This window comes from Kaistella carnis, from assembly GCF_003860585.1.
In the GTDB taxonomy this organism is placed as follows: domain Bacteria; phylum Bacteroidota; class Bacteroidia; order Flavobacteriales; family Weeksellaceae; genus Kaistella; species Kaistella carnis.
In genome coordinates this window covers 1,414,492-1,436,750 of the sequence record NZ_CP034159.1, presented here as the reverse complement: position 1 = coordinate 1,436,750, position 22,259 = coordinate 1,414,492, and the positions used below count along the sequence as shown (strand labels likewise).

At 36.2% G+C, this 22,259-nt stretch carries 20 protein-coding genes and 2 pseudogenes; 8 read left to right on the top strand and 14 right to left on the bottom strand.

Going from position 1 to position 22,259, the window contains the following annotated elements; all coding sequences use genetic code 11:
* Window positions 1-36 precede the first annotated feature (36 nt).
* Together EIB73_RS06525 and EIB73_RS06520 are read left to right on the top strand one after the other, a co-directional pair.
* Entirely contained in the window at window positions 37-978 is a 942-nt protein-coding gene (locus EIB73_RS06525; protein ID WP_125023746.1) for a tyrosine-type recombinase/integrase, read from the top strand.
* Window positions 962-2,069: pseudogene (locus tag EIB73_RS06520) on the top strand (IS91 family transposase). Before EIB73_RS06525 ends, EIB73_RS06520 begins: the two are co-directional and overlap by 17 nt.
* A gap of 269 nt (window positions 2,070-2,338) precedes the next feature.
* Here the strand turns inward: EIB73_RS06520 and EIB73_RS06515 are convergent.
* The gene (locus EIB73_RS06515) at window positions 2,339-3,211 is read right to left on the bottom strand and encodes a WG repeat-containing protein (RefSeq protein WP_125023744.1); all 873 of its coding nucleotides are present in this window, start codon (window positions 3,209-3,211) and stop codon (window positions 2,339-2,341) included.
* Window positions 3,212-3,349: 138 nt separating this feature from the next.
* Window positions 3,350-4,888 (bottom strand): IS1182 family transposase, encoded by a 1,539-nt coding sequence (locus tag EIB73_RS06510; RefSeq protein WP_125023617.1) that lies wholly within the window; start codon window positions 4,886-4,888, stop codon window positions 3,350-3,352.
* A 331-nt stretch (window positions 4,889-5,219) separates the two neighbouring features.
* Between EIB73_RS06510 and EIB73_RS06500 the strand changes: the two genes are divergently transcribed.
* Both EIB73_RS06500 and EIB73_RS06495 read left to right on the top strand, forming a co-directional pair.
* Window positions 5,220-6,161: a tyrosine-type recombinase/integrase gene (locus EIB73_RS06500; protein ID WP_125023742.1), complete on the top strand. Its 942-nt coding sequence runs from the start codon at window positions 5,220-5,222 to the stop codon at window positions 6,159-6,161.
* A complete protein-coding gene (locus EIB73_RS06495; protein WP_125023740.1) occupies window positions 6,145-7,251 on the top strand; it encodes an IS91 family transposase in 1,107 nt (368 codons plus the stop codon). The genes EIB73_RS06500 and EIB73_RS06495 overlap by 17 nt, the downstream gene beginning before the upstream one ends.
* A 245-nt stretch (window positions 7,252-7,496) precedes the next feature.
* Here the strand turns inward: EIB73_RS06495 and EIB73_RS06490 are convergent, their stop codons facing one another.
* Together EIB73_RS06490 and EIB73_RS06485 are read right to left on the bottom strand one after the other, a co-directional pair.
* Window positions 7,497-8,309: a metallophosphoesterase gene (locus tag EIB73_RS06490; RefSeq protein ID WP_125023738.1), complete on the bottom strand. Its 813-nt coding sequence runs from the start codon at window positions 8,307-8,309 to the stop codon at window positions 7,497-7,499.
* A 131-nt stretch (window positions 8,310-8,440) separates the two neighbouring features.
* Complete coding sequence (locus EIB73_RS06485; protein WP_125023736.1) at window positions 8,441-8,968, bottom strand: hypothetical protein; 528 nt, start codon at window positions 8,966-8,968, stop codon at window positions 8,441-8,443.
* 743 nt (window positions 8,969-9,711) lie between these two features.
* Between EIB73_RS06485 and EIB73_RS06480 the strand changes: the two genes are divergently transcribed.
* The 4 genes and pseudogenes from EIB73_RS06480 to EIB73_RS06465 all read left to right on the top strand — a co-directional run bounded on the left by EIB73_RS06480 (window position 9,712) and on the right by EIB73_RS06465 (window position 14,174).
* A complete protein-coding gene (locus EIB73_RS06480) occupies window positions 9,712-10,275 on the top strand; it encodes a Crp/Fnr family transcriptional regulator (RefSeq protein WP_063970727.1) in 564 nt (187 codons plus the stop codon).
* Window positions 10,276-10,476: 201 nt separating this feature from the next.
* The gene (locus EIB73_RS06475) at window positions 10,477-11,157 is read left to right on the top strand and encodes a type 1 glutamine amidotransferase domain-containing protein (protein ID WP_138089451.1); all 681 of its coding nucleotides are present in this window, start codon (window positions 10,477-10,479) and stop codon (window positions 11,155-11,157) included.
* A 121-nt stretch (window positions 11,158-11,278) separates the two neighbouring features.
* Window positions 11,279-12,480: pseudogene (locus EIB73_RS06470) on the top strand (IS256 family transposase).
* Window positions 12,481-12,626: 146 nt separating this feature from the next.
* Window positions 12,627-14,174 (top strand): IS1182 family transposase, encoded by a 1,548-nt coding sequence (locus EIB73_RS06465; RefSeq protein ID WP_125026049.1) that lies wholly within the window; start codon window positions 12,627-12,629, stop codon window positions 14,172-14,174.
* Window positions 14,175-14,432: 258 nt separating this feature from the next.
* On the opposite strand, the gene EIB73_RS06460 is transcribed toward EIB73_RS06465, so the two are convergent.
* From EIB73_RS06460 to EIB73_RS06415, 10 genes are all read right to left on the bottom strand, one after another.
* The gene (locus EIB73_RS06460; RefSeq protein WP_031503611.1) at window positions 14,433-14,726 is read right to left on the bottom strand and encodes a putative quinol monooxygenase; all 294 of its coding nucleotides are present in this window, start codon (window positions 14,724-14,726) and stop codon (window positions 14,433-14,435) included.
* A gap of 468 nt (window positions 14,727-15,194) precedes the next feature.
* Entirely contained in the window at window positions 15,195-15,770 is a 576-nt protein-coding gene (locus EIB73_RS06455; protein WP_125023734.1) for a hypothetical protein, read from the bottom strand.
* On the bottom strand, window positions 15,771-16,310 hold the full coding sequence (locus EIB73_RS06450; RefSeq protein ID WP_125023732.1) for a mechanosensitive ion channel domain-containing protein: 540 nt from the start codon (window positions 16,308-16,310) through the stop codon (window positions 15,771-15,773).
* 8 nt (window positions 16,311-16,318) lie between these two features.
* Window positions 16,319-17,488: a cation:proton antiporter gene (locus EIB73_RS06445; RefSeq protein ID WP_125023730.1), complete on the bottom strand. Its 1,170-nt coding sequence runs from the start codon at window positions 17,486-17,488 to the stop codon at window positions 16,319-16,321.
* 18 nt (window positions 17,489-17,506) lie between these two features.
* Window positions 17,507-18,130: an HdeD family acid-resistance protein gene (locus EIB73_RS06440; protein ID WP_228411294.1), complete on the bottom strand. Its 624-nt coding sequence runs from the start codon at window positions 18,128-18,130 to the stop codon at window positions 17,507-17,509.
* 217 nt (window positions 18,131-18,347) lie between these two features.
* Complete coding sequence (locus EIB73_RS06435) at window positions 18,348-18,707, bottom strand: hypothetical protein (RefSeq protein WP_125023726.1); 360 nt, start codon at window positions 18,705-18,707, stop codon at window positions 18,348-18,350.
* The gene (locus EIB73_RS06430; RefSeq protein WP_125023724.1) at window positions 18,704-19,702 is read right to left on the bottom strand and encodes a sigma-70 family RNA polymerase sigma factor; all 999 of its coding nucleotides are present in this window, start codon (window positions 19,700-19,702) and stop codon (window positions 18,704-18,706) included. The genes EIB73_RS06435 and EIB73_RS06430 overlap by 4 nt, the downstream gene beginning before the upstream one ends.
* 174 nt (window positions 19,703-19,876) lie before the next feature.
* The gene (locus tag EIB73_RS15315; protein ID WP_125023722.1) at window positions 19,877-20,845 is read right to left on the bottom strand and encodes a DnaJ C-terminal domain-containing protein; all 969 of its coding nucleotides are present in this window, start codon (window positions 20,843-20,845) and stop codon (window positions 19,877-19,879) included.
* 15 nt (window positions 20,846-20,860) lie between these two features.
* A complete protein-coding gene (locus EIB73_RS06420) occupies window positions 20,861-21,559 on the bottom strand; it encodes a zinc metallopeptidase (protein WP_228411293.1) in 699 nt (232 codons plus the stop codon).
* Between the two features lie 309 nt (window positions 21,560-21,868).
* A complete protein-coding gene (locus EIB73_RS06415) occupies window positions 21,869-22,237 on the bottom strand; it encodes a hypothetical protein (RefSeq protein WP_125023720.1) in 369 nt (122 codons plus the stop codon).
* Between the last annotated feature and the right edge of the window lie 22 nt (window positions 22,238-22,259).

The window sequence follows — 22,259 nt, the reverse complement described above, 5'->3', positions numbered from 1 at the left end:
AAAAAATCTCCGGAGGATTTAAGGACGAACAAAATTTTGAATCGCGCTTCAAGCGAAGTTACTGGTTTTTCGGAACTGATACAACGTTTCGAAAGAAATATTTCAATTCAAGGAAAAAGTCCCAGAACCTTTGATAATTATTCCAGGCATGTAGCAGCCGTAGCGCTTCATTTCGGTAAAATCCCTACGGAATTAGATCCGGAAGACATCAAAGATTATCTCTTTGAACTTCAACAGCGATCAAAAACACCTTCTCAAACCTACTTTAAACACACGGTTTTTGGACTGCGGTTTCTTTTAAAAGCAGAAGGTTTACCCTACGATTTTCTACATCTTCCAGCCATTCCAAAAGTCAAAAAACTGCCGACTATTTTAAGCCGTCAGGAAGTTTGGCGTATGCTTCAAACGGCGCAGTTACTGAAACACAAACTGCTCATCGGTCTGATTTACGGGTGTGGACTTCGATGTATGGAAGTGAGGAATATCGAACTTCATCATCTTGATTTTGACCGACAAATGCTGCATGTTGTTCAGGGTAAAGGTCAAAAAGACCGTTATGTTCCTTTATCCGAACATTTAATTCGGGGACTTAAAACCTTTATTTCCGTGGAAAATCCGACTCAATATTTATTCAATGGAAATCAAAATAGAAATATTGAAGAGATTGATCAGGTAAGTTTAAATAGACCGGACTTCGATTCCAGATACAGTCAAAGAGGCGTTCAATGGGTCATCAAAACGATTTCAAAAAAAGCGGGAATTACCAAAGACGTTCATACTCGCACTTTGCGACACAGCTTTGCCACGCATTTATTGGAAGATGGTGTTTCGATCATTATGGTTCAAAAACTTTTGGGTCATGAAAGAATTGAATCCACCATGGAATACCTTCATGTCTGTCAGTTGTCGGATCAAAAACCGCACAGCCCTTTGGATACCGTTTTCGCTTTATGCAGCAAAAATGCAAACCCGAAGTAAAGGCGGAAGTGTTGCCGACGTTCTTCGCAAAATCAATTTATCGGCTCAGAATTTTACGGTTCATCAGGAGAAAACGCTTCGGGCTTTATCGTATTGCCGGACTGCTGCTTTGGGTGGTCATATTGATGCGTGTGATGGTTGCGAAAATCTTTCCATCAGTTACAACTCGTGTCGTAATCGGCATTGTCCGCAATGTCAAGGTCATAAAAAAGAAGAATGGATTCAGAAACGCGAACAGGAATTATTGCCGTGCAGTTATTACCACGTGGTTTTTACGCTTCCCGAAGAACTCAATGGTTTGGCGATCTCTCAACCGGCATTATTGTACAAAACTTTATTTGAAGCGGCTTGGGCAACTTTAAATCAGTTTGGTAAAAATAAGGGAATCCAACTGGGAATGCTTGCGATTTTGCACACTTGGGGACAAAACCTGAGTCTTCATCCACATTTGCACTGCATTGTTCCAGGTGGCGGAATTAATAAACAAGGCAAATGGCGGGCGAAGATAAAATCTGATAAATATCTCTTCTGTGTAAAAGCGATGAGCAAAGTTTTCCGCGCAAAGTTCGTGGCTTTATTAAGAGCTTCCGGAATTAAAGACCAGGATTTAATAGATCAACTCTTTACCAAAAACTGGGTCGTCTATGCCAAAAGACCTTTTGGCGGCCCGAAACAGGTGATCGAATACTTGGGGAGATACACCCACAAAGTCGCCATCAGCAACCACCGCATCAAAGAAGTTACGGATCATGAAGTTCGTTTTGGGTACAAAGATTACAGAAAAGGCGGTAAAAAAAAAGGAAATGACCTTATCGAATACTGAATTTGTGCGCAGATTTAGTCTTCATATTTTGCCTCGAAGGTTTGTAAGAATAAGGCATTACGGAATTTTAAGCAGCTCCTGCAAACGCGGGAAACTTCAGGATTTACAAGAAAGTTTAGAAGTGAAAAGAACTGTTTTTGCACCTCAAACTCTGCTCAGAAAATGCCGGTGTTGCAAGGAAGGAAATTTAATCACCATCGCACTTTTCGGACAACGAGGACCGCCTCAGGATTTTCTTGCCGTTTTCAATGCCTCGTCTGCAAAATAAACTTTGTGGGTAAGGGATTTTATATCTTAAAAGTAAAAAAAAGCCCGTGAGTGCCTGAAAAAACCTCACCTCAGTTCCCAAAAAAAGCAGTCCTTCTAAAAAACTGCTCTATTATCCTAAATTCTAGAAACGATAACTCCATAAGGTTACCAAGTGGGGAGGAAAAGCCACCGGAGGTGAGCCTGTCCAGAGCGTAGCGAAAGGATCTAACAGGCTTTCATTTCTTGTCTTTCAGACAAAACGAAAGCTTAGTTATTAGCGGTAGTTTTTTAATACCCTGTTTTCATTCCTTCTTCAATTAATTTCTCTTTTTTTAATAATTTCCCATCAATGTCAAAGTAATATCCATAACCGTTACTTGTTGCATAAATTCCTGTTCCTTCAACATCTATTAAATACATTTTTTCAAAATCATTAGGCAATATTGCTTTTAGATTATGGTCAACTAAATTATATTTGTTTCCTTTCTTAATTCCAATAGACTTTACGGTTACAAACACTAAATCAGTTTTTGGAAGTCGAAAAATAAATTTATGATTTTTATCTATAATACCATTTTTATTGTCTTTTGAAACAATAACGTAGAACGTGTTTGCCAATTCATTTTCAGCAAAACTAAAAATATTGTCATAAATAAATGGAACTAAAATTTTGTTTTCTTTTGTAATGATACCATATTTAGTGTTTTTTTTAGCAATTATAACCCCTTGTTTTTTAATATCCAATTCTTCGTATTCTATTGGTACTAATATTTCATTTTTATCATTAACGACGCCGTAAAAATTATTTCGGATTACGTATATCAATCCCTTTTCCACTCCAACGAAGTTGTAATTGTCACTAAAATTAATAATAAATTCTCCTTTGGAGTTTAACAAGCCAAATTTTTCTGTATTTGGAATATGATTCTCTTTTCTTCTACCATCTTCGTAATATTCGTGTTCTGCCTTTGAAACCATATAATACCCATCAATATTATAACCTGCAGTACAGAACTGACCTTTAACTACGTTAGTTCCATCTGCAAGATAATACCCCAGGAAACCAACTTTTCGGTCATTTACAGGAAATAATTCAGGGTCATTTTGCGCTTTTAAAGAATAACTTAAAGTTAAAATAAAAATTAGTAAAAGTATTTTCATATGTAGTTGTCATTTATTTTCGTGTCGTTGTAAAATTACCGCTAACGTCAGGCTGTGAATAAACTCAGCTTTCCAGTAATTCCTTAAGAAAACCAACCTTCCACACCTCAATAAATGCGTTTTAAGATCGGCTATTTTTTATGCTGCAATTGATAATGTATTTTCCAATGGGGCTAAAATAAACGCAAAACAAGTCTGTCTAAAAACAAAACAACCTTTCGCTTTGTAAGGTGACTTCCAGTTCTTCAATTTGGCAATTAATTCCGGAACTCCAAGAATATTTATCGCACGTTTGATGTTATACACCAGCATGATTAAACTGTGTTCACCATTTACTTTTTCAAGTCCCGTTAAATTCGTGTGATTGTAGCCCCACTGCCTTTTGATTGTTCCGAAAATATGCTCGTTGATCTCCTGCCGCTTTCGGTATAATTGCGCATTAGCTTGGTAGCGCTGATTGTTTTCTGCAACAGCATCGGCATATTGACTTCTATCAATCTCTCGGCCTCCTGTTCTGCTCGTACAAAGTGATTTTACAGGACATTCTTTACAAGCTGGAGTTCGGTATTTTTTGAAGTCGTAGCTGTCTCTATCGCGGGTTTTCTTGTGCCATCGTCCCGTCGTTTTTAAAACTTGGTTTGCCGGACAAGTGTAAGTGTCATCGTCTGTATTGTAAATGAATTTTGAAACAAAATAATCTGGTTGAGTGCCATTTTCGTTGCTTTTTCCCTGATCTGGATGCGCAACAATGGTGATAATGTTTTGCTCTTTGCATTGGGTGATTTCCCGACCATTGTGATAACCTTTGTCAACTAAAGCAGTGAATGTTTCAATTCCCAAATTCTCCTTAGCTTCAATTGCAATTGCGCTCAAAGCATTACGATCATTACGATTAATGGTGTGTGTAGCCACAACCAAATTATATTGAGCATCAACAGCGGCTTGAATATTATAACTTACTTCTACAACTTGCCCCTGAACCAACAGTGCTCGTGAATCTTCATCGGTAGTACTTATCTGAGGTTCGCCACTTGCTTTTAGTTTTTCTTCTAAGACTTCGTAGCCGAGTTTATTTTTCTTTAATCTTTCAATCTTTTCCTGAATCTTAGTGATTGTCATGCTATTTTCTTTCTCGTCATTCTGAGCCAATTCATCCAGGTATTGCTGTGTTTTCTCTTCAATATAAGCCAAGTGTTTATCAATTTTCTTTTGATTAAAATTGGCTTTTTTGCTGTTGTGCGCTCTACTTTTAGTACCGTCAATGGCGATGGTTTCTCCAGCAATTAGATCTGCATCTTTCAAAAAAGAAACGAATACTTTGAACAGCTTTTTTAAACCCGACGGATTGTTTTTTCTAAAATCAGAAATGCTGTGGTAATTGGGTACAAGTCCAAATAAAAGCCATTGTAATTCAATATTGCGCACACATTCTTTTTCGAGTTTCCGTGAACTCCGAAGTCCATTCAGATAACCATACAAATAGATTTTGAGAAATGTTTGCGTACTGAAACTCGGTCGTCCTTCCGTTTTTAGCATTTGCAGTTCAAAACCTAATGCTTTTAAATCGATATTCTCAACAAAGGCATCTACAAACCGAACCGAATTATCTTCAGAAATCGAATCTTCTAAACTTGTAAAAACCATTTGATTGCGGGCTATTCCTGTGATGTGTTGCATTATTAAATATACGAATTTCCTCCCGTATTATTGAAATAATTTAGCTATTTTTGAAGTAATAAACGGAGGTTTTTTCACAGACTGACGTTTTCGGGCTTGGCGAAGGTGGCGATTTTCACCACAAATGTTGATGCGGAGAACCAAACTTTGATTAACCACAAATGTGTCTGCGGAGCACTAAACCGCCACTTTTGCCAAACCCGTGTTGAACTAAACCTCCGGTAGCTTTTCCTGAGGCTGTTTTATTAACTTTGTTTGATCATAACATAAAATAAAATCTCTAAAATGGCTACAAAAAAAATCTCCGGAGGATTTAAGAACGAACAAAATTTTGAATCGCGCTTCAAGCGAAGTTAAAGGTTTTTCTGAACTGATACAACGTTTCGAAAGAAATATTTCAATACAGGGAAAAAGTCCCAGAACCTTTGATAATTATTCCCGGCATGTTGCTGCAATTGCGCTTCATTTCGGTAAAATCCCTACGGAATTGGATCCGGAAGACATCAAAGATTATCTCTTCGAACTTCAACAACGCAGCAAAACACCTTCCCAAACCTATTTTAAACACACGGTTTTTGGACTTCGCTTTTTATTGAAAATGGAAGGGTTGCCCTACAGCTTTCTGCATCTTCCAGCCATTCCAAAAGTCAAAAAACTGCCGACTATTTTAAGCCGTCAGGAAGTTTGGCGTATGCTGCAAACGGCGCAGTTACTGAAACACAAACTGCTCATCGGTCTGATTTACGGGTGTGGGCTTCGATGTATGGAAGTGCGGAATATCGAACTTCATCATCTGGATTTTGACCGACAAATGCTGCATGTTGTTCAGGGTAAAGGTCAAAAAGACCGTTATGTTCCTTTATCCGAACATTTAATTCGGGGACTTAAAACCTTTATTTCCGTGGAAAATCCGACGCAATATTTATTCAATGGAAATCAAAATAGAAATATTGAAGAGATTGACCAGCCAGATTCCGGCAAAGCGGATTTTGATTCCAGATACAGTCAGCGCGGCGTGCAGTGGGTCATCAAAACCGTGAGCAAAAAAGCAGGAATTACCAAAATTGTTCATACGCACACTTTGCGACACAGCTTTGCCACGCATTTATTGGAAGATGGTGTTTCAATCATTATGGTTCAGAAACTTTTGGGTCATGAAAGAATTGAGTCGACCATGGAATATCTTCATGTCTGTCAATTGTCGGATCAAAAACCGCACAGCCCTTTGGATACCATTTTTACTTTGTACAGCAAAAATGGAAATCCGAAGTAAAGGCGGAAGTGTAGCAGAAGTCATTCGTAAAATCAATTTATCGGCTCAGAATTTTACGGTTCATCAGGAAAAAACGCTTCGCGCTTTATCGTATTGTAGAACTTCTGCATTGGGAGGTCATATTGATGCGTGCGATGGTTGTGGTAATCTTTCCATCAGTTACAACTCATTTCGGAATCGGCATTTTCCCGGGTGTCAAGGCCATGAAAGAGAAGAATGGATTCAGAAACGAGAAGCGGAATTATTGCCGTGTAGTTATTACCACGTGGTTTTTACGCTTCCTAAAGAGTTGAATGGTTTGGCGATCTCTCAACCGGCATTATTGTACAAAACCTTATTTGAAGCGGCTTGGGCAACATTAAATCAGTTTGGTAAAAATAAGGGAATCCAACTGGGAATGATTGCGATTTTACATACTTGGGGACAGAATTTAAGTCTTCATCCTCACTTGCACTGCATTGTTCCGGGTGGCGCCATTAATAAACAAGGAAAATGGCGGGCGAAGATAAAATCTGACAAATACCTTTTCTGTGTAAAAGCGATGAGCAAAGTTTTTCGGGCAAAGTTTGTGGCTTTATTAAGAGCTTCCGGAATTAAAGACCAGGATTTAATCGATCAACTCTTCACCAAAAACTGGGTCGTTTATGGCAAAAGACCATTTGGTGGACCGAAACAGGTGATCGAATATTTAGGACGATACACCCACAAAGTTGCGATCAGTAATCATCGGATCCAAGAAGTTACCGATAAAGAAGTTCGTTTTGGGTACAAAGATTATCGTAAAGAAGGTCAGAAAAAGGAAATGACTTTATCGAATACTGAATTTGTGCGCAGATTTAGTCTTCATATTTTGCCTCGAAGATTTGTGAGAATAAGGCATTACGGGATTTTAAGCAGCTCCTGGAAACGTGGAAAACTTCAGGATTTACAATCAGATTTAAAAATCCAGATTACAGAAGTAAAACCGAAAACTTTGCTTAAAAAATGTCGGTGTTGCAAGGAAGGAAATTTAATCACCATCGCACTTTTCGGACAACGTGGCCCACCTCAGGATTTTCTTGCCGTTTTCAATGCCTCGTCTGCAAAATAAACTTTGTGGGTAAGGGATTTTATATCTTAAAAGTAAAGAAAAGCCGGTGAGTGCTTCAAAAAATCTCACCTCAGTTCCCAAAAAAAGCAGTCCTTCTAAAAAACTGCTCTATTATCCTAAATTCTAAAATCGATAACTCCATAAGGTGACCAACTGGGGAGGAAAAGCCACCGGAGGTTCCGTTCAACGGACTTTCATTTCTTGTCTTTCAGACAAAACGAAAGCTTAGTTATTACCAGTAGTTTTTATATTTCCATTTCTACCACTTCTGCTCTTGCCCCAAATCTAATTGGTAAAATACTCGTTCCAATTCCTTTTGAAATATACATTTTTGGTTCCGAGTCTTTATACCAACCTTTTAAATATCTTCCACTTCCTTGAGGTTTGAAAGGAACAATTCCTAAAAATGTAATTTGTCCTCCGTGAGTATGACCAGAAAGAACTAGATCAATATTTAAATTTCCTTTTTGTTTTGCAATTATATCTCTTTGTTCGGGACAGTGTGATAAAACGATATTTGTTTCAGTATCTTTTAGATTTTCAGTCGCTTTTCCGAAATCAGGATTGCCGCCAATTAAATCGTCAATTCCAATTATTGTTATATCACGATCTCTTATTGAAACATTTCTATTCTCGTTTATTAACAATTCGCAATTATTTTTCGAATAGACACTTTTAAGTTCTTCAAGATTAACATTTCCCCAATATTCCCAATTTCCCGTTATAGCGTACTTTTTAATCGAATTATCAATTAATTCAAGGAATAAGTTCAAATGTTCTATTTTTTCTGTTTTATCAACAGAATCTCCGGTGATGAATATTAAATCGGGTTTCATTGAATTTATTTTTTTCGCAATAGATTTGTGAAAGTATCTTAATTGATCTAAATGTAAATCCGAAATTTGTATGATTCTTATCTTATTCTTTTCCGATTTTGAGATGTCAAAATAATTCCAGTCAATTAAATATTTTTCAAACCAAAGTGAGTCCAAAAGTACTAATCCAATTGTGGCTAATATTCCTGTTTTTATAAATTTCCTCCTGGTTAATTTCTTCATTTCTAAAATTACTGGTAACGGTTTGGTATTTCTGTAAGAGGGATAAATATACGAAAACGTTCTACTTGCTAAAAACTAAATTAACCGCTAAAATCGTCGACGAAAACTACATACCCGCTTGTATAAATATGTTATCTGCAGTACTTTTTTTCTAAATCATCAATTTCCTGCAGTAATATTTTATAGATTTTATGAATTTCCTCTACAGTAAGTTCTAATTTATCATCTATTAATATGAATTTAAAATTACTTGCAACTTTTTTAAATTCCGGGGTTGGTCTATGACTGTTATGTATAATTGATTGTCTTAGTTTGTTAAGTTCGTAATAAACTTCACTGTTGATAACATCTATATTTACTTCTTTCGAGATCTTTTTTCGATACTTATCTTCCCATATTTGATAAAAATTAACAATCGCTGATGAAGAAACTAAAAATTGATACTTACCATTATCAAAAGTTTCCTTAATCATATTCTCACCATCGAAACGAACTGATTCATTGATTTTATCTTCAATTACAAAATTTTCTAAAGTATGCTCGTTACTTTTTTCTACATAATATTTGTGAATATAAAATAAGCTAAAATGATTTAAACGATAACTCTTATAAAGCTCAGCCGTATCAGCGCGTAATTTGTCAAATAATTCTTTACACATAGTTTGGTGAAATATTGCAGATACGTTTTGGTATTTCTGCAAGTGGTATAAAAATACGAAAACTTTCTACTTGCTAAAAAATTCAATTGATCGCTAAAATTTTCGATGAAAACTACTTATATACGTATTTACATTCTAAAAACGATATCCCCATAAGAGAACCATCATACTGCTGAAAAACTACCGGAGCTTCCGTTCAACGGGCTTTCATCTTGTGTCCTGCAGACAAAACGACCCGAACGAAGTGAACAGAGCGAAGCTAAAGCTTAGTTATTATACGACGTATTTTTTTTTGAGATAAAATTTTTATTTCAACTGCGAGACAATTTTAATGGATGGTATACTTATATAGGTTCGTTAAAATTCCATTTTCCTAAGATTACCAATTTCAATACAATCATCGCTGTGATAGTTTTGGCTAAAGAATTAACAGTAAAAATAGAGTTGTATGAGGCATTAGTTCCTTCAGATCCTGAAAACTTTTTTGCGATATTTATTTGTTGTTTCAGTAAAATGATAAACTGCTTTTTCGGATTTCTTTTATCAATTGATTTTTACAATCCACAAACACAAAAATAGGTCCGACCAAGATATCATTCTATAGCTTTTGTTTTCTCCAACAATCCATAAGAATTCCATCTACCATATTTAAAAAGCCCATCAAGAGTGATGGATTTTTTGGTTTCAATAGTTTACATTTGGAGGCAACAATTCTTTTGTTTGCAATTTAGAATGATAAAAATATGAGTGAGATTTTAAGACGTCAAATTGAGAAAATTACGCCATTAACTGACCAGGAGTTCGAGTACATCCTGTCTCATTTTACCTTGAAAAAATTTAAAAAGCATCAGATTTTAATTCAAGAAGGAGATACCGTACAAAATGATTATTTTGTGATGAATGGTTTGTTAAAAGCATCTTACCTGAATAAAGAAGGGAAAGAGCACATCATGCAATTTGCAATGGAAGATTGGTGGATTACCGATTATCAGGCGTATTTTAATCAAACGGAAGCTACTTTTACCATTGATGCATTAGAATCTACCGAAGTACTTACTTTGTCTCTCTATAACCGAGAGAAACTCTGTGCAGATATGCATAAAATAGAACATTTTTTCAGGAAAAAGTCTAATAATGGTTATATAGCACTCCAAAGAAGAATTTTGTCTCTGCTGAATAGCAATGCCAAAGAACGCTACGAACAATTTATTTCTCAATATCCCACACTTTTACAACGATTGCCCAAAACATTAATCGCTTCATATTTAGGTGTTTCCAGAGAAACCTTGAGTCGGCTTTCGGTGTAATGTGATGTAGGTCACAAAAAAGTTGTGAGGTAGGTCCTGTTGTTTGTGGAGAGGTGCATTTACCTTTGCACTATCAAATCATTAAAAATCAATAGTAAAATGAATCACAACAAGTTTTTATCCAAGATTATTTTCTTAACGGGTTGTATTCTTTTTTTAGGGATTAATATGATAAATGCACAAACAATAAAATCTAACAGAATGAGCAAAAAAGTATTATTCGTGGTTACGAGCCACGGCGAATTAGGAAACACTGGTGAATCTACCGGTTATTATTTAGGTGAAGTTACGCATCCTTGGGCGGTATTAGTAGATGCTGGTTACGAAATAGATTTCGTGAGTCCAAAAGGTGGAAATCCGCCGTATTATGGAAATACTCCAGATGATAAGGTTAATGAAAGATTTTTGGCAGATGAATATTATCAAAATAAAATTCAGAACACCATGACGCCTTCAGAAGTAAATCCTGATGAATATGTGGGGATTCTTTATGCTGGAGGTCACGGTACGATGTGGGATTTTGCAGATAATGAAGAATTGGCAGTAATCGCACAAAAAATCTACGAAAAAAATGGAATCGTAAGTGCGGTTTGTCACGGTCCTGCTGGATTGGTGAATATTAAACTCAGCAATGGAAAATACTTGGTAGATGGCAAAAAAATCAATGCTTTCACCAACGAAGAAGAAGCTGCGGTTAAATTAGATGAAGTGGTTCCATTTAGATTAGAATCTAAATTAATAGAACGTGGAGCCAAGTTTGAAAAATCTGGTTTATGGCAAACACACGTTACCGTAGACGAAAGAGTGGTAACAGGACAAAATCCTCAATCTGCTCATGCAGTTGGCGAAGCGGTTTTAGAAGAACTTAAAAAACTTCAATAATTAAGAGGTAGTGTTTCACTAACTGTGTAAGTTGAAAAGTTATTCTGAAAAATTTTGAGCCTTCAAAAGCTCAAAACTTTTTCGGAAATAACTTTTTACTATTTTTAAACTTTATACAGTTATGATCGACAAAGAAGAATTATTAAACAACAAGGATTTCTACAAATCCTTCAAGAGTGGAGAAGATTTAACCTCTTTCTTCAAAACAATGCACAAACGAGCCGTAGAACATATGCTCGAAGCCGAATTAGATGACCATCTGGATACCGAGAAACATCAAAAAACAAAAGACGGAAATTATCGCAATGGCCATCAAACCAAGAAGATAAAAACCTCTTTTGGCGAAGATGAAATTAAAGTTCCGCGGGATAGGGAAAGTACTTTTGAGCCAGCCTTAGTTCCCAAAAGGCATAATATTATTGAAGGTTTGGAAAATGTTATCATCTCATTTTATGCCAAAGGAATGAGTGTAAGTGATATTGAAGATCAGATCAAGGAAATGTATGATTTTGATGTTTCAACATCCACAATATCCAGGATTACCAATGCGGTTTCCAGTGAGATTGTCGCTTGGCAAAATCGGCCACTAGAGGATTTATACCTCATTGTTTGGATGGATGGAATTGTTTTTAAAGTCCGTGAGAACTCAAAAGTTATCAACAAAACCATTTATCTTGCCGTTGGTTTAAGACGGGATGGAAGAAAAGAAGTTCTGGGAATGTGGCTTGGAAAAACGAAAGTTCCAGTTTTTGGATGAGCGTTTTAACTGACATAAAAGCACGTGGCGTAGAAGATATACTAATCACTGCAACGGATAATCTCAATGGATTTACCCAAACTATTCGCAGTGTTTTCCCACAATCTCAAACTCAGATCTGCGTGGTGCATCAGATTAGAAATGCTTGTAAATACGTAGTTTGGAAGGACAGAAAAGCCTTTACTTCCGACATGAAACAGATTTACAACGCTCCCACCAAGCAAGCCGCAGAAGCCGCCTTAAATGATTTTGCAGAAAAATGGGAATCTAAATATTCGTATGCCATCAAATCCTGGAGAGATAATTGGGATGAATTAACGGTATTTTTCGAATTTCCGGTGGAAATCCGTAAAATCATTTACACCACCAATTTAATAGAAAATCTCAACGGAAAAATAAGAAAATATACTAAAAATAAAATGTCTTTTCCTACTGATGATGCGGTTTTAAAGTCAGTTTTCCTTGCCTTAAGAGAAGCAACAAAAAAATGGACAATGCCGATTCGAGATTGGGGAATCGTATTAAATCAATTTATGCTTATATTTGAAGAAAGGCTCAAGTTATAAAAAACTCAAGTCTTAAACTTTTCAACTTACACACTTTGCGGGACAGTGTCAATTAAGAATAGGAAGCCGTCTCAATACTGAGGCGGTTTTTTCTGTGTTTAACATTTGTCAGTTTTAAAGGGTTTTACTATCTTTAAGTATTGATAATCAATTATATGAGTATTAAATTTAAAGATTATAACCAACAACAAAATTGGTTATTCCCACCATCAATCGAGGAATTGATTCCAGAAAATCATGCCGTTCGGGTCGTTAATGGAATTATTGAACAACTGGATTTACGATTGCTCATTGAAGAGTATAGTAAAGATGGCAAACCGAGCTTTCATCCCAAGATGATGCTTAAGGTGATGGTTTACGCTTATATGGATAATACGTATTCCAGCAGGAAGATCGAAAAAGCGATGCGTGAGAATATTAATTTTATGTGGTTGTCCGCTCAACAGGTCGCAGACCATAACACCATCGCACGTTTTCGGAGCAAGAAACTCAAGACTATTTTCAAAGACATTTTCAAACAGGTCGTCCTGTTATTAGCAGAGGAAGGACTCGTTAGCTTGAAAGAAGTTTTTACCGATGGAACTAAGATAGAGTCTATTGCCGGGAGATATACCTTCGTTTGGGGCAATGCCATTAAAACCAGAAAAGAGAAGATGGCAGAACAACTTGAACAAATGTGGAACTATGCCCAAAGCATTGCTGAGGAAGAAGACAGCGATCCTACACCTCCGGAGTTTAAAACCATCGATAAAGATAAAATAGAGAAGACCGCCAAGAAAATAGAAGAGATCATCAGCAAAAACCCGAAGGCATCCACCAAAGCAAAGGCAAAATTAAGATACATTCAAAAGAATTTTTCTCAGAACCTGGATAAGTACCAGGAGCAGGAAAAGGTTTTGGACGGACGTGGCAGTTATAGTAAGACCGATCCCGATGCCACATTTATGCGCATGAAAGATGATCATATGCAGAATGGTCAACTTAAACCCGCCTACAACGTGCAGGTAAGTTCTGAATCCCAGTTTGTTATTCATTATACTTTACACCAAACCACCAATGATTTAAATACGCTTAAACCACATCTCAATACTTTTGAAGAACTTTATCAGTTTTTGCCGGAAGAACTTACTGCTGATGCTGGTTACGGCAGTGAAGAAAATTATGATTTTCTGGAAGAGAAAAATATAGAAACCTTCGTAAAATACAACACCTTCGATAAGGAACAGGGTATTTTAAAATCGAAAAGAAAGAAAATCAACGAAGACTTTCACCGCGATAAACTTTATTATAACGAAGAGAAAGATCAGTATATCTGTCCGATGGGGCAACCGATGAATAAAATCACCAACCGAAATCGAAAAACCAAAAGCGGTTATGCTCAGACAAGTTCACTGTACCAGGCTCAAAACTGCAACGGTTGTCCGCTGCGAGGGGCTTGCCATAAAGCCCAGGGAAACAGAATAATAGAACGCAACCAAAATTTAGAACGGCATAAGGAGAGAGTTCGGGAAAACATCTTGAGTGAAATCGGAGAAATAAAACGCAAACAACGCACGGCGGATGTAGAACCCGTCTTTGCACATATCAAATCCAATCGGAACTTCAAGCGTTTTACACACAAAGGAATAGAAAAAGTGGAATTAGAGTTCGGATTACACGCTTTAGCACACAATCTAAGAAAAAAGAGTGCTTAAGTAAGAGCACATTTTTATCCTAATGTGCAAAAATCACAAATAATCAAAATTTAACGCTTTACAACAGAAAATAAAAAAACCGCCTCAAATTTTATTTTGAGACGGCTTCTTTTGTCTAAATTGAAATTTTCTTTGAATAATCAAGATAAATCTTGTATACATAGCAAAGGTTCAACCTTTCACAAAATGATACAAAAAAATGGAGCCGGGGAAATGCCTGGCTCCATTTAACTGTATTAAAAATTTGTGTTCGATTGCTTACTTTACTGCAAGCAGATCTACCATTTCAAGTACAGGTTCTTTAGCAAGTAATTCAGAAGCATTGGCCATTAAAGCCTTCGCAATCTCACCATTTAAGTGAGCATCTCTTGCATCTGTAGTTTCGAACGTATCGAATATACCAAAAGTAGAAGGGCCAATTTGTAAAGCATACCATCTTACGGTTCCTGGCTCACCTTCCGCAAGCGGCAAAGCTGACTTTAGGAATTCCAATACTTCATTTTCTTTACCCGGTTTTGCTTCTACTCTAGCTAATATTGCAAACTTTTCCATAATTTAAAAATTTAATGTTATTAAGAGTATTCTTCAACTCTTTATAACAAAAATAGGTTTTCCTAATCAAACTAAAAATACAAAAGATGTTAAATAACGTTAATGTTGATCATCGCAAATCAGCAATCTTTTTTTATGTTCTCTTGCATTAGAATTTGTTTATGATAAAGTGATTCACATTAATGAAAATTACATAATTGCTAAAAAACACGCACAAAAAAAGAGACCTTTTTGAAAGTCTCTTTAATATCTTTAAAAAATTTTTGCGATGAATCTAGAATGCTGAAAAAAGCTCCCGAAGCTTCCGTTCAACACGAGTTTCATTGTTCGTGCTTCGCACGCAACGAAAACTTAGCTATTTTATCACTGAATTTATAATCAACTTAAGTGCTACAGCAACAATGATGTCATTATGACATTTTTATTTGGTAGAAAAATGCCATATTGCCGGTTTAGGGGCTGACAATATCAATTGTCCGAAAAATCCATAAGTTCATTTGTTTTAAGAATAAGTTTTTCAAAGGATTGAACATCCATATCTTGCTTTGCCTTATTATCTAAAATATCGTTTCTTATTTCAACCGAAACCAGTGACATTTCATCTAACAAATCATCCAGGTCTTTTTCAGAAATCTTTTCATTTTTCGCCAGCCTAACAAACCGGATAACAAACTTATTGAACGCAACCAAAACATTTTCACCAGCAATAAAAATCATTCGTTGGCTTAAAAGCCTTAATTCTATTATATCCTCGTGGGTAATCTTTTCTTTACGCACAATATCTTCCAATTGCCTTATAAGTTCCTGGTAAATGGTGGTTTTTAAAGTTAAAAAACGAATACGTACCTCTTTGTTAAGCTCATTTTCGGTTTGTTTCCCCAGCAACGACCAGGTTGTTAGGGCAGTTATTGCGAAACCTATAATGGCTGCAAATATCTCGTATGTAAAAGGTTCTGTCTTTTCACTATTTAAAACCATACGCAAAATCAAATACCCAAAAAAGAGTATAAGAGCTATTATTATCAGTTTTTTAAATGTGTTCATTTAATTTGGTTGTGTTTTTTCCGCATTAATACCCTTGACGGTTTTTTGAAAGAAAGTATTATTTGGTACGTTAAAGATTCTATCATCATCTTCTAATTCAGTAAACAACAGATTTATATTTACTACTGTCGCTTGTACTTCAGGGTCATACAGCTTTATTTTCGAACCTATTTTGAAAGGGTTCATTATAAAAATAAATATTCCTGAAATAATATTGCTTAAAATACTCCATACAGCAAACAACTCAATTGCTGCAACAGAGAGAAAACCACCAAGATATACCCAAATATTATTTAGGTTTACCCCCGAAATTATAAGCGTTAAAAAAATCAAAGCAATCCAAAAAGCTATAGCAATCGTTTTTCTTACCAGAAATAGGACGATGTGGTTCATATGAATAAAGTGCAGAAAGCTTAATAAGTCGTTTTTAACGCTTTCAGAAGGAATACAACTATCACCAAAATAATGGTTAATCCCATCTTTATGAAATTTGAGTTCATTGAATTGAATAAGTCTGGGTTTAAATGGAATCCATTTCATAAGATAATTTAGTTCTGAGGTAATTTAGGGAGCTTATAAATGAAATTTTGTATTATCCCTATCCAAACAGAAGTTATCATCATGGTAGCAGTTATTACAGCTAAGGTCATTTGATAACTATAATCGCCTATTACCCCCAGGGAAGCAGCCGCACTAACAAGAACAAAACTAAATTCGCCAATCTGAGATAACAAAGCTCCGGCATATATACTATCATGCCATGTACTGCCCATGCCTTTAAATATCAGGGCATTTATTAAACTATTAATAACCATAACTGCAAGGGTGATTAACGATATAACACCAATGTTTTGGTATGCGAAGTGTAGGTTAAGTTGCAAACCAACTGCTAAAAAGAAAAAGGCTAAAAAGAAAACACGAAAAGGGACCAGGGCATGGTCTAACCATTGGGTGGACTTATCCTGTCCGACCAATATACCTGCCAAAAGCGCCCCCAAAGCAGCCGATAACCCAAACCAATGACTTAACTGTGCCATTCCAAAACACAAAACAAAACCCAAAAACACTTGCAAGTCGTGGTCTCGTATCAAATCATGCCTGAATGGAATTTTTATTAGTTTTTTGCGAATGGCGACATGCATAAAAATCAATATGGCCAGACCGCCAAATACTGTTCTTGCTAACTCAATGGTCTCCAATTTACCTTTGGCCATAAAGTTTAAGGTAAGCATCATTGGTACGATGAGTATATCTTGCATGATTAATACTCCGGATGTTAACAGCCCTATTTTACTTTTAATTTGCCCAGTGTTTGATAAATATTGAAAAATAATGGCAGAACTACTTAAACTGATGACAAAACTCAAAAGTATAATTACCTGCCAGGACCAATTTAAAATTTGACCTGTTATAACCATGAAAGCAAAACTGAGTAGCAATTGCGATAATGTACCCAGTAATGGTTTTTTAAAACTTTTAGAAAAGTCGGGCAGGTTAATTTCTGCTCCGATAAAAAACATGAGCAATATTACACCAAGTTCTCCAATTTCGTTAATCGTTGATGAATTCGAAATAACCCCGAACACCTCAGGCCCCAGAATGATTCCCGCTATGATATAGGCAATAAAATAAGGTTGTTTCGCTCTTTTTAATAAAAGTGCTAAAAATAATATCGTAAGCGATACTATAAACAGTCCGTTTAACAATCCATGATTCATCTCAAATAAAAGTTAAAGTTACCAAAGTTTTGTTTTTGCACCATTTTCTGATGTTTTTTTTAATTTAAAACCCAAAAAGAAATAAGTCATTGCCGATAGAAACGCATTAATTCCAAGCAACCAACCCGAAGCCAACAATACATTTTCAGGTTGGGTTATAAACATCCAGAGGATGATAGCTCCCAATATAACTGAGAATAATCCGCTAAATATCATCCACAATTCTCCTTTGATTTCTTTGCGAAGCCGAAGGGCTGTTATTATTTCTGATATGCCAACGAATATTGACCAAAAACTAATGCTGGCCCATAAAAAGCTGGCAATTGCAACAGTGGCAATAAGTGGAGAAACAATAACAGCAATACCTGCCAGTATACTTATAATAGCGCTAAAAATAAGCCATCCCCACCGCTTTCCCTTCCTGATTTTCCGAACCGATGCAATAATGCCAAAAATACCATCAGCTAAGGCAAATGCACCAAAAACAATTGCCAGGGCAAGTATGGCTGTAGCGGGCATAATAAAAGCCAACACAGAGAATATTAGCGCAAGGAAGCCTTTAATGATGAAAGCCCACCAGTTTGAGGAAATACTTTTTATTACCTTTTGTTCGTCTTGAAATTCATTACTAATTGTTGTCATTTTTATTGTTTTTTAGTTTAAAAGTTTGAAACTATTTATTCCCTCGAATATATTTTTAATTAGACATCTGCTTTTTAAACACTAATAATCGTCAAAATTGACTTTAACACTTCTATTTCCGTGGAACCCTCTTGTTTATTGCCTTTGGCGAGCTCGCAAGCTCGGTTCATGTCCTTGTTGTGGACGGCAGTGCATAAGGGTTTCATTAAGAAATAAATCAGACCATTTTTTTTAACAACTCCCATTGAAAACGGCCAACTAAAGGATTGTCTGGGTTGCCATTAATCATGGTTAGGAAATACGCCGTTTTAGACATTTGCCAGTCAATCTTTAAGGTATGCGAATCGCTGTTAGAAACGTACCTTTTGCGGAAGTGCTGCTCAAGCGGAAACCCTAAATTCCTGCAAATAGCCATTGCCCGTTTAATAGCCATCCCCAACTCCTTATCTGATTCGAAAAATTGTTCCATGGATGCAGCATTGAAGTGCATTTCCAATTGTTCTATGGCTTCAATAAAAGCTCCAATATGCAATGGCACATTTTGGTTGTACAGAACTATTGTTTCTATCTTTTTCATACATTTTTATTTTTTAGTTTTGATACAATACTGAATGAGATATAATCAATGATATTTTCGACAGCTTCAATTTGCATACGCATCGACTTTGCAATCTCATTAGCAGTCATTTCATGTAGCCAGAACAGTTCAAAAGCCCGTTTAGCATTTTCATCAACATTAGCCAAAACCTCGTTTACAACGGGTTCTATTTCAATATCGGCAGGGAGTTCAATTAGTGCATCGTTGTTGAGAATATCATTGCCTAATTTTGTGTTCTCGTAAGAAATATCATCCAAATCTTCCTGCATGATAAGTTCTCCGTCTGCATCAGCGGTAAATTTTTCTTCCATGCTTAAAAGTTCTTCTTCAGCCAGCTTATCGAACGAAATATGTGCGTTTTTTGTGTAATGCTTTTCCATAAAACTTTCCAAAGTTTCGCGGGCAATTTGAAAACTCCATGGGGAGAACTCTTTGTCATTTTTAGGTCGTTCTTCAAATCTTTCATAAAGAGCAAGGTATATCTCATCCACCAAATCATCAATTGTAAACCCGCTGGCAACTTTTGTTTTGCTATACGAAAGATACCTGGCTACAAATCCGCGGATAGCAGGCAAAAGTTGTTTTATAAGGAAGTTAAAGTGTTCTTTATCCTCTTCGTTTCTTAGCTTATTAAGTTGGGATAAATGCTTGCTTGCTATGTTAAGTCTTGTTTTTTTTTGTGAAGCTATAAATTGCCTTAAAAACCTGGATTTAAGCCGGGTCATTATTTGTTCAGCTAAGATCGCCGGTTTAGTGCCTTCAGCTTCTGCAAAAACCTGGTTAGCTCCTTGTTTTAAATAAAAAGTTGCTTTTATCCCCTTATTGGTTTCTGTTAAATAAGCATCCAGTTTATTGGAATTAAGAAGAACATTCATGCGGTCAAACCATTTATTATGATTTTTTATGACCTCTTCAAACTGACTTGCCAAGTTGCTATCTGTCAATAAATGTTTGTTATGAATTGTTGTTTTCATCTTATTTCATTTTAAAGCACCGGTTTTTTTTGAAATATAAGCGGCATAACGTAATGCATTATATGTGCAATCAGAAAAATCGGTAGGTACAATTATTGTTTTCATTTTAATTGGCTATTAATTTTGATTCTTATTTGATTAAACTTTTTTCATATTTAATTTGGTCATTTTCAATCAACGATTTATTTTCTGAACACTGTCTCTCAATTTCATAACCAGTTCTTTTTGTTCCGGGGTCAATTTATCCGGTAGCTTCACCTGAATTTTAACATATAAGTCACCATGCGAAGATTTACCATATACAGGCATACCCTTTCCTTTAAGCCTGAACTGTCTGCCGTTTTGAGTACCTTCAGGAATTTTCATGTTTATTCTGCCTGACAGGGTTTGGATTTCCATTTTGCCACCAAGTAGTGCTGTAAACAAATCCACAGGCATGTTCATATGCAAGTCGTTTCCTTTGCGCTCATAATCCGGGTGAGGGGACACGTTGATGGTGATGTACAGGTTGCCTGCCTTTCCTCCCTGGGCTTTCTCTCCTTTTCCTTTTGCGAGGAGTTTTAATCCAGAGTAAGCTCCAGGTTTTATTTTCAGCTTAATCTTTTCACCCCCAATGTCAATAATGCGTTCGGTACCTGTGTAGGCTTCCTGTAAAGAAATAGTTATTTCTCCTGCCAGGTCGTTACCGGGTATATCTGCACCGAACCCGGAAAACCCGCCGGTACCAGAGAATCCTTTCCCCTGTCTGGTTCCTCTTCCAAAGAAAGACTCAAAAAAGTCTGAAAAACCACTGCTACCACCTCCAAAAAACTCAGAAGGGTCGCCTTCAAACTCATAATAATATTGCCCCCCGGGTGCACCCTGTGAATATCTTGCTCTTCCACCAGCGGTTGATGGGTCATAGCCAGCATCCCGGTATTGCTTCCAATTGGAGCCCAGTTGGTCGTATAGTTTTCTTTTTTCCGGGTCACTCAATACTTCATTAGCCTCACCAATTTCCTTAAATTTTTCTTCTGCCTCCTTGTTCCCGGGATTTTTGTCCGGATGGTATTTTACCGCCAGTTTGCGATATGCCTTCTTTATTTCATCCTGAGAGGCTTTCTTATCAACACCCAGTATTTTATAGTAATCTTTGTATTCCATAATCTTAAATAGTTGTTATTCATCACTATGTCCAAGCAAAGCAAACAAATAATAGAGTAAAGTAGCAAGCGAATACGAAGCAGCTATTACATAAGTTGAAGCTGCCAAACGCAATGCTTTTTCAGCCTTTGAGCGTGAATAATAATCGGTTATTCCGGTACGTTGAATCCATGCTAATGCCCTGCTGCTTGCATCAAATTCAACTGGTAGTGTAATAAATGCAAAAAGTGTAAAAACTCCATAACATGCAACAATTATTAAAAGTGCCGTTTGCATGGAGAACAAACTTCCGAGTAAAAACGAGCCGAAAAACATTCCAATAAAAATCTTATTTAAAATAGTTGCGCTGATATTTTGTAAAGGCACAAGCGCTGAAGGCAGGCCAGACCAAGCATACGCATTAGCATGTTGCACGGCAAGGCCTGCTTCGTGAGCGGCAACGGCAGCTGCCGCTACATTTGTACCATAATAAAAATCTTGGCTAAGATTTACAGTTTTGGTTTGCGGATTGTAATGGTCGGGTAAAGTTCCTTGAACCGACATAATATTAACATCATAACAACCATGGTCGTAGAGCATTTTTCGGGCAACTTCGGCTCCGCTCATGCCGTTGGCAGTAGGAATTGCTGAATATTCCCTGAATTTGGATTTTAGTCTGCTTCCCGCTATCAAACTTAAAATAAAAAATATCCCGAATATCAACCAAAGCATCATAATGTTAAAGATTTTAAGATTAAACAACTACTTTTTGCTACACAATCTGCAATTATGAAAATGTAACATTTCTATAAGCTTCTTTTCACTATATTTTAATACAATTTTGTTCCTTTCAGATGGTTCTTTTTTCCTGATGTAATGAAACGGACATTTCTCGGCAATTTCGTCTTTTAAGGGGCAGCCGAATATTAAACCCAAAATACTATATTTATCAATATCATCCATTTTCTCAAGAATTACAGTTATTTGATGTTTATAATCTGTAACCCTATTTATTCAGGAATAACGATTTATAGTGAAATAATGTTATTCATTCTTTCCTTTCTCAGGAAATTGTTCCATGAAAAACTTGTTTTCGATAGAGTCCATTTCCCAAAATAGTCTTTCCATTTGTTGCATATTATTCATAAAACGTTCGTGAAAAAAGTCGTTTTTGTAAAAATCATACTTCAACAAGCTGTCTTCGAAAAACAAATCATTGAAATATGGCGTTGTTGAGAAAGAATAATTGTCTTCAAACATATTCCGGAAATTATTAAAAATACTGTCGGCAGCAATTTCATCTCCTTCAATATTTGAATAGTAATAGGTATAAGTAGAATCATAACGGATTAAATTTCCTTTCTCATCGTACTCTTTATTTACCTTAATATCTTCTTTAGGTTGGTTACCCAATATTAAAGTAGTATCAGACTCA

What these genes read in the sequence shown, in the direction of transcription:
- EIB73_RS06515 (WP_125023744.1), bottom strand. Translation starts at nt 3,211, where the DNA reads ATGAAAATACTTTTACTAATTTTTATTTTAACTTTAAGTTATTCTTTA.
- EIB73_RS15315 (WP_125023722.1), bottom strand. Translation starts at nt 20,845, where the DNA reads ATGGAATACAAAGATTACTATAAAATACTGGGTGTTGATAAGAAAGCC.
- EIB73_RS06480 (WP_063970727.1), top strand. Translation starts at nt 9,712, where the DNA reads ATGAGTGAGATTTTAAGACGTCAAATTGAGAAAATTACGCCATTAACT.
- EIB73_RS06485 (WP_125023736.1), bottom strand. Translation starts at nt 8,968, where the DNA reads ATGTGTAAAGAATTATTTGACAAATTACGCGCTGATACGGCTGAGCTT.
- EIB73_RS06455 (WP_125023734.1), bottom strand. Translation starts at nt 15,770, where the DNA reads ATGAACACATTTAAAAAACTGATAATAATAGCTCTTATACTCTTTTTT.
- EIB73_RS06435 (WP_125023726.1), bottom strand. Translation starts at nt 18,707, where the DNA reads ATGAAAAAGATAGAAACAATAGTTCTGTACAACCAAAATGTGCCATTG.
- EIB73_RS06490 (WP_125023738.1), bottom strand. Translation starts at nt 8,309, where the DNA reads ATGAAGAAATTAACCAGGAGGAAATTTATAAAAACAGGAATATTAGCC.
- EIB73_RS06445 (WP_125023730.1), bottom strand. Translation starts at nt 17,488, where the DNA reads ATGAATCATGGATTGTTAAACGGACTGTTTATAGTATCGCTTACGATA.
- EIB73_RS06440 (WP_228411294.1), bottom strand. Translation starts at nt 18,130, where the DNA reads ATGACAACAATTAGTAATGAATTTCAAGACGAACAAAAGGTAATAAAA.
- EIB73_RS06460 (WP_031503611.1), bottom strand. Translation starts at nt 14,726, where the DNA reads ATGGAAAAGTTTGCAATATTAGCTAGAGTAGAAGCAAAACCGGGTAAA.
- EIB73_RS06510 (WP_125023617.1), bottom strand. Translation starts at nt 4,888, where the DNA reads ATGCAACACATCACAGGAATAGCCCGCAATCAAATGGTTTTTACAAGT.
- EIB73_RS06475 (WP_138089451.1), top strand. Translation starts at nt 10,477, where the DNA reads ATGAGCAAAAAAGTATTATTCGTGGTTACGAGCCACGGCGAATTAGGA.
- EIB73_RS06495 (WP_125023740.1), top strand. Translation starts at nt 6,145, where the DNA reads ATGGAAATCCGAAGTAAAGGCGGAAGTGTAGCAGAAGTCATTCGTAAA.
- EIB73_RS06420 (WP_228411293.1), bottom strand. Translation starts at nt 21,559, where the DNA reads ATGATGCTTTGGTTGATATTCGGGATATTTTTTATTTTAAGTTTGATA.
- EIB73_RS06430 (WP_125023724.1), bottom strand. Translation starts at nt 19,702, where the DNA reads ATGAAAACAACAATTCATAACAAACATTTATTGACAGATAGCAACTTG.
- EIB73_RS06450 (WP_125023732.1), bottom strand. Translation starts at nt 16,310, where the DNA reads ATGAAATGGATTCCATTTAAACCCAGACTTATTCAATTCAATGAACTC.